Source organism: Thermococcus sp., from assembly GCF_027063845.1.
Classification (GTDB): domain Archaea; phylum Methanobacteriota_B; class Thermococci; order Thermococcales; family Thermococcaceae; genus Thermococcus.
This window is the reverse complement of the sequence record NZ_JAMOQU010000091.1, coordinates 1-3,906: the sequence shown is the minus strand read 5'-3', so window position 1 is coordinate 3,906 and position 3,906 is coordinate 1. Positions and strand designations below refer to the sequence as shown.

The 3,906-nt window shown below is 55.6% G+C and carries 4 protein-coding genes and 1 pseudogene; 4 read left to right on the top strand and 1 reads right to left on the bottom strand.

The genetic code is table 11. The annotated features are described in order from the left end of the window. The 4 genes and pseudogenes from MVO87_RS06990 to MVO87_RS06975 all read left to right on the top strand — a co-directional run. Positions 1-634 (top strand): annotated as a pseudogene (locus MVO87_RS06990) (hypothetical protein); the annotation flags it as partial. Beyond that, entirely contained in the window at positions 621-1,433 is an 813-nt protein-coding gene (locus MVO87_RS06985) for a hypothetical protein (protein WP_297552693.1), read from the top strand. The pseudogene MVO87_RS06990 and the gene MVO87_RS06985, both read left to right, overlap by 14 nt. Next, positions 1,430-2,677: a DUF58 domain-containing protein gene (locus tag MVO87_RS06980; RefSeq protein WP_297552691.1), complete on the top strand. Its 1,248-nt coding sequence runs from the start codon at positions 1,430-1,432 to the stop codon at positions 2,675-2,677. Before MVO87_RS06985 ends, MVO87_RS06980 begins: the two co-directional genes overlap by 4 nt. Then, positions 2,658-3,569, top strand: a complete 912-nt coding sequence (locus MVO87_RS06975; protein WP_297515810.1) for a hypothetical protein — start codon at positions 2,658-2,660, stop codon at positions 3,567-3,569. Before MVO87_RS06980 ends, MVO87_RS06975 begins: the two co-directional genes overlap by 20 nt. Here the strand turns inward: MVO87_RS06975 and MVO87_RS06970 are convergent. Beyond that, positions 3,520-3,906: adenosylhomocysteinase (locus tag MVO87_RS06970; protein WP_297552689.1), on the bottom strand; the 387-nt coding region annotated here is incomplete at its 5' end. The two genes, MVO87_RS06975 and MVO87_RS06970, sit on opposite strands and share 50 nt — an antisense overlap.

Here is a 3,906-nt window from a genome sequence, read left to right as displayed (position 1 = left end):
GGAGAAAGGAAAGGAAACGACATCATCTCCTGAGTTTAAGACAAAACACCTCCTCGACATTTCTCGCATCATAAAGCTTGTATCGGGCCTGTTCCTGGCCGTTGGCATTGCCTACGTTGTGCTGAAGCGTAAAAGCCTCCCAGAGCTATCCCTGCCGTCCCGTCAGGTTTACATGGAGCCGTTGAAGGTTCTCAGCCCTGTTAGGAGGGTTTTCATACCCAACGAGCCGGTAAGGGTCGTGTTGAACAGGCCCACGGAAGCTTTCCTCGATGGCGAGCTCCTTGGCAAAGGAGATGCATTTGAGCTTCGGCCAGACGTTGGGACCCACGTTTTCTCAGCGGAGGACGTTAGCTTTGAGTTCCACGTCCTTCCCCCGCGCGAGGCCGTGATTAAGGCCTACAACCTGCATTTTCTCCCCTACGTGGAGTCCCTTGGAGTGCCCACCGAGAGGAGGACGCCCTTTGAGATAGTCCGCGCCCTCAGAAGTAAGGGGCTCGATGACCCTGCCCTTGAGGCAATCGCGTCCCTCTTCGTTTTAGCTGACTACGCGGAGCGTCCCCTTGAGAGTCGCGACTTCATAGAGTTCGTGGAAGCCCTTGAGAAGCTGGGGGTGTTCGGTGATGGAGAAGAGTAAGGTCAATTCAATCCTCTCAACGGCCTTTACCTGGGCTGTGCTTGGCCTGATGTTCATGAAGGAACCCGTTCCGTCCATACTCCTTGGGATAGGTGCGGGAGTTGCAATGTTCGCTAGATACGCAAGAAGGTATCATGACCTCCTCATTCGGGGCGTGGGGTTCGGCGTGGCTTCCCTTGCGTTTCTCCTGTACACTGGCTCACATTGGTACAAATGGTTTTTCGCTGGAATCACCGCTTGGGTCGCTGTTTCCTACGTCCTGGCCTACCTCCTTAGGGCGATGTTCGATAACGATTTCATTGAGCGGAAATTTCTCGCGTTCCTTCTCGTTGGAGCCGTCTTTTCGTTCCTGCTTGCGTACCCGAATCCCAGGGGAGCACTGCGTTTCTTGCTCCTGCTGACCATGAGCGGATTAATCCTCTACTTGGCCTACGCCGTCTCCACATACATTTCCACTCACCTGGGCAAGAAGTCCCGGGTTGAACCCCTTCCCCTGCCGTCAGGAAGCGTTCGTGAGGACTACTACTCAAGGGAGCTTAGGAGGGTCGTTGAGGCGTTCGTTGAGAAGGGAGACAAGGTTCCTCTGACGGTCTTTTTAATTCGAAACGCTCCGGAAGGCCTCGCCGAGACCCAGCTCCGTGAAATCGTGAGGCCGATAGTGGATTACACTCCCCCCAGCCCTTCGCCACTCCTTCCTCCCTGGGTGGTTGAGAAAAAGCTTGACGATGAGAGGCTCAGACGGCTTGAGATTCTCAGGGACACCCTTAGAAGGCTCGGCTTTTCGGGGGTTGACTCATGAGGCGGATGGACGTCCTGCTGTTCACGACCCTTGTGCCCTTTTCCCTCGCGCTGTTCACCGGGGTTCTCGGTCTGGCATACGCGAGCATAATCCCTGCGTCAATCCTTGCGTACTCCCTCATGTCTGACCTCCCGTCAGGTTTTCACGTTGAAAGAACTGTGGAAGCGCGAAACCTTGCCGTGGGCCGGCGCGCCAGGGTTCACGTTAGGCTCACCGTTGAGCGGGGCGCTGGTTTGGTGTTCATCGGAGACGTTGTCTCTCCCGGGCTTAAGGTTCACGGCCGAAACCGCAGGGTTTTCGTAAAGCTCCCCGGCGAGGTTCTTCAGGTCGAGTATTCCTACGAGGTCTCCCCCGGAAAGCGAGGCGTTCATTCCATCTCTCCCGTGGAGGTCATAGGAAGGGACTTCCTTGGACTCTTCGGGGCAAACTACGGGATATTCGGAGACGAGGTTACGATAGAGGCCAGACCGGTCATTGGTAGTCTCAGGGCGAGTTCCCTGCGGAGTATTCGGGCTAAAAGGCGTGGTCTGCCGGTGGTTCTCTCCCGTAAGGGCATATCCTCCAAGGACTTTAAGGAGATTAGGGAGTATCAGCCAGGGGACCCCCTTAATTCAATCAACTGGAAGGCAACCGCCCGCTTTGGAATTCCCCTCGTCAACGAATACGAGCCCGAGGGTATGGCAACCGTCATGGTGTACGCGGATACGACGGCCGAGATGGGGACTGGGGACGTCTTCAACGGGGCCCTCGAAAGCGCCCTTGGCCTGTCGCTCTCCCTCGTCCACACCCTCCTCAAGGCAAACCTGAGGGTCGGCCTGTATCTGGCGGGCTCTGAAAGGTTCGTAACGCCCAGAACTGGAACTCAGGCATTTTCAAGCTTCCTTAGGGCTGTCCTCTCCGCCGGCCCGTCTCCGAACCCCGAACCGATGCCCCTTGCGGTGGAGCGTTCAAAAAGGGCTGGAAAAGTTGACCTCGCGGTAATCATAACCAACGTCACCCCCTATAACGTCTCGGAGCTGAGAGACGCCATTGGAAAGCTCAGGAAAACCTTTAACTGCAGGGTTCTTCTCGTGGACATCAATCCATACGGGGCGATTGACAAGGACGTCATGCAACTTTCCCGTCTCCACAAGCGAAAGCTGGCGGGGAAGCTCGGCGTGCCCGTGGTGGAGTGGGTTCCCTCCCAAGAAGGCCCAAGCACAGCCCTGAAAAAAGTCCTCGGGGGTGTCTCCCTTGCGCTTTAGGGTCTCAACGAATTCACTCAAGCTCGCCGTTCTGGTCTCACTGCTCCCGTTGGCATGGCTGGCTTCGCTGACGGACGTCCTCAGGTTCCTCGCCGGCAACATTGGGGCCCGGTTTGGAATTTCCGTCTCTCCCCTACTCTTGGGAATCCTTCTTGTCATCGTTCCCGCGCTTATCTACATTTACCTGACCGGAGACCTCATCAAGCCGTTCCTCTTGGCACTGGTTCTGTACCTTCTGCCCGCAATCTTTGGGATAGACTTTAACCTACTCGATAGGTACGTTCCCGGAGCAATCATGCTGTTCACTGGTTTCCTGCTGGCGCTATTTATAACGTGGCTCGAGGGGGATGTTAAGTCTGTTGAGGGCGAGGAGAGTGAAAGGCTCTTCATATCGTCCCTTCGTGAAGTTCTTGTCCCCCTGCCCCTCGGAATAATGCTGACGGCCCTGCTCCTATGGCGTAGTTCCCTTGGAAAAACTCCACGGAACGTCCTTCCCCTTGCATTCCTGCTACCGCTTCTGCTCTTTGCCACCGTGGCCTTTGCGCTTCACTTTAGAGAAGACCAGAATGAGCAGGTACAACCCGCTAAAAAGTCATACCTAATCCTCCGCACAGTTATGAAGGCCGGTGATTCCTTCATTCTCGACGTGTTGGAAAGGACGGAAAGGAGCGTTACTTTCACTCTGTCCGGAGGGTTTCCAGTTGAAAGGCCAATACTCCTCAAACTTGAGTGGGACGATAAAGCTCCAGAGGTGGTCGTTCTGATGTCCCCCTGGGATACGCAAACTCTGCTGAAGACCGAGGAGTTAAGAAAGGGGGAGGAAACGTATTTCATTTACCTCCCTACGTCCCGTGCTCCCAGCTCTCCAGGTATTCCTTCTGCTCCTCGGTGAGCTCTTCAATCTTTATTCCCATCGCGTTCAGCTTAATCCTCGCGACCATCTCGTCAATCTCCCTCGGCAGGACGTAGACCTTTGGCTCAAGCTTCTCGTGGTTCTCCTTGATGTACTGCGCCGCTTTGGCCTGCAGGGCAAAGCTCATGTCCATAATCTCCGCGGGATGGCCGTCGGCCGCCGCTAAATTGACCAGCCTTCCATCTGCCAAGAGGTAGAGCCTCCTTCCGTCCTTAAGCTTGTACTCCCTGATGTTGGGCCTCGGCTCGCTTATCTCAACGGCGAGCTCCTCTAAGTCGGGCTTCCATATCTCGACGTCGAAGTGGCCGGCGTTGGC